Origin of the sequence: Nitrosomonas sp. (genome assembly GCF_040256045.1) — a bacterium.
Taxonomy (GTDB): Bacteria; Pseudomonadota; Gammaproteobacteria; order Burkholderiales; family Nitrosomonadaceae; genus Nitrosomonas.
The window spans coordinates 1-2,446 of the sequence record NZ_JBDZWD010000098.1; the positions used below are offsets into that span (position 1 = coordinate 1).

The 2,446-nt window shown below is 45.8% G+C and carries 2 protein-coding genes and 2 pseudogenes; 3 read left to right on the forward strand and 1 reads right to left on the reverse strand.

All coding sequences use genetic code 11. The features are described 5' to 3' along the window. From ABUL11_RS11205 to ABUL11_RS11210, 3 genes and pseudogenes are all read left to right on the forward strand, one after another. Positions 1–317 (forward strand): hypothetical protein (locus ABUL11_RS11205; protein WP_350283934.1); only part of this gene is annotated, 317 nt, incomplete at its 5' end. A 451-nt stretch (positions 318–768) separates the two neighbouring features. Continuing rightward, positions 769–882: pseudogene (locus ABUL11_RS11300) on the forward strand (hypothetical protein); the annotation flags it as partial. A gap of 47 nt (positions 883–929) precedes the next feature. After that, positions 930–2,087, forward strand: a complete 1,158-nt coding sequence (locus tag ABUL11_RS11210; RefSeq protein WP_350283935.1) for a site-specific integrase — start codon at positions 930–932, stop codon at positions 2,085–2,087. Here ABUL11_RS11210 and ABUL11_RS11215 read toward each other — a convergent pair. Beyond that, a pseudogene (locus tag ABUL11_RS11215) lies at positions 2,060–2,446 on the reverse strand (hypothetical protein); the annotation flags it as partial. The gene ABUL11_RS11210 and the pseudogene ABUL11_RS11215 overlap by 28 nt on opposite strands.

Genomic DNA, 2,446 nt, shown 5'->3' on the forward strand with positions numbered 1-2,446 from the left:
TCCTGAAATGTGCAGTTATCGAAAGCGGCTCAACAAGATATAAGCATATGGAAACCAAATGGCATGAGGGGAAAATGAAAAATAACACGATGGATAACCACGTAGCACTGCTTATCAGGAATGCGCCGCCAGATATGAAATTTTCTGCTTTCATGAAAATCAATGAAGTTCCTGTAAAAATTTCTGCCTGTGCCTTCTACGATATTTTTGCAAACAACGAAAGATTAGAGGATTTCGTCAGGGCATTGGCTGATGGCCATATTTACGACCCTGTACAGGCTGCACAAAAAATAATGGATGAACTAGGGTTTAATTAAATGAATGCGCGAGTAAGCAAAGAAGGGCAACTAATTGGCAAATGTACGGCAAAGATGGCAGAGAATGGCCAAAGAATATTAAAGGCTAAAGGCCTGATAAATCTTAATCTTCCAATGGTACGGAATGAAATGTGTACCACATGTGCTTGTCGATCCGGAACCGTTCCCAATGGTTGCCTGCAAACGCAGATGGATTTCATGAAAGCGGTAGTACAGGGTGATAAGTTCTTATGTCACGCACCCAAAGACGGACGTATATGTGCTGGACTGATTGCTGTACGCGCCGATCACGTGCAAACGCCAATGCCTCCAGCAATGCAGAATTTCTTTAAAAATTGGGATTACTCACCACCTGACTAGCCTAGCCACCCTAACCCGTAAAAAATTTCCAATTTGCGAAATTGTGCAAACTGATAGATACAGCAAACTGAACTTAAAACCCATACTCACCATGGTTGCAAATTACGTAACAATCGATAAATTCTGTTCTGAGACCGGTTATACCCCGGATGCTGTCAGATCAAAAATTGCCCGCGGTGACTGGGTCAGGGGGAAGGAGTACACTAAAGCGCCGGATGGGCGGATCTTAATCAATATCAGCGGGTATATTTCATGGGTGGAAACAAGTATCCAGGTGTCAGAGCCGCAAGTGAGTCATCGATCGAAATCGACTTCTATTACAACGGCCAGCGCTGCCGGGAGCGCATTAACCTTAAGCCCACCCCCGCTAACCTGAAGAAAGCATCCCAGCACCGCGCGGCCATTCTGAATGCGATCGATAATGGTAGCTTCGATTATTCCTACACATTTCCACGATCCAGGAATGCGGACAAGTTCGCCCCAACACAGTACACAGTAAAATCGTACCTGACCGAATGGCTGGCAAACAAACGGCCAACCATTAAAGCCAGTACATACAATGACTATAAAAAAATCATAAACAACCTGATTATCCAGCAGTTCGGCGCAAAGTTATTACATACGCTGAGCCGTAACGATATAAGAACATGGATAGCTGCCCTGGATTGCTCAAACAAGCGTATTTCCAATATCTTGAGCCCACTACGTACTGCACTGCAGGATGCTCAGCATGATGATCTGATCCAGGTAAATCCACTACTCAACTGGACATATAAACGCAATGAAGCACCACAAACAAAACAGCATGTGGATCCGCTTACAAAAGAAGAACAGGAACTGATCATCGCCACAGCAACAGGAGCTGTACGCAATCAGATCATCACGTTTCTATGGACAGGGATGAGGACATCGGAACTGATCGCACTGGAGTGGAAAGATGTTGATTTCAAACGCAGGAAGATCAGTATCAACAAAGCTATGACTCACGCTGCCAAGGTGGATGAGACCACCAAGACAAAAACAGGGACGCGAGAAATAGATATGCTTCCACCTGTAGAGCGAGCGTTAACAGACCAGAAGCAATACACCTTACTACAAGGTGGTAAAGTTTTTCACAACCCGACGACAGGCAAGCCCTGGACGGGAGATCAGCAAATAAGGAAAGGGTGCTGGATACCAGTATTGAAAAAAGCAGGCGTGAGATACCGGAACCCCTACCAGACAAGACACACATATGCATCAATAATGCTGTCAGCTGGGGAAAATCTTGCCTGGGTATCTCATCAGATGGGGCACTCCGATGTGCTCATTACGGCGCGAACTTATGCGCGATGGATTCAAAGCGATGAGCGCCAAGGAAGCAAAGCGCTGGAGATGTTTGGTCAGGTTATGGTCAACAAGGAAAGATAACTATTTGATTTATAAGCATGGAAGGAAGGTTCGAATCCCGCCTTCTCCGCCAATTGAATTTGCTTGCCTGCAAGCTCCCCTAACACCTTGAAGGGTAAAGGGGTTTCGGCGGTTCTAAGTCCTGTGTTTCTATGATATTGAAACCCGCCCGGAAAAGCCAGTCTCAACACGGCGCGGCGGTCGCACAATCGCCCGGATTCCCAGAGTTTATGCGGGTTTGAGATAAACTCCACTGCGGCTCTAAGTGTTGCATCGAATGAACGCATGGGTCGGGATATGGAACTAAGCAGCGACATATTCACTATATAAATATACAAATTGTCTTTGCCTAACGGCATTATCAGATTGGCCGCCCAATA

What these genes read in the sequence shown, in the direction of transcription:
- ABUL11_RS11210 (WP_350283935.1), top strand. Translation starts at nt 930, where the DNA reads ATGGGTGGAAACAAGTATCCAGGTGTCAGAGCCGCAAGTGAGTCATCG.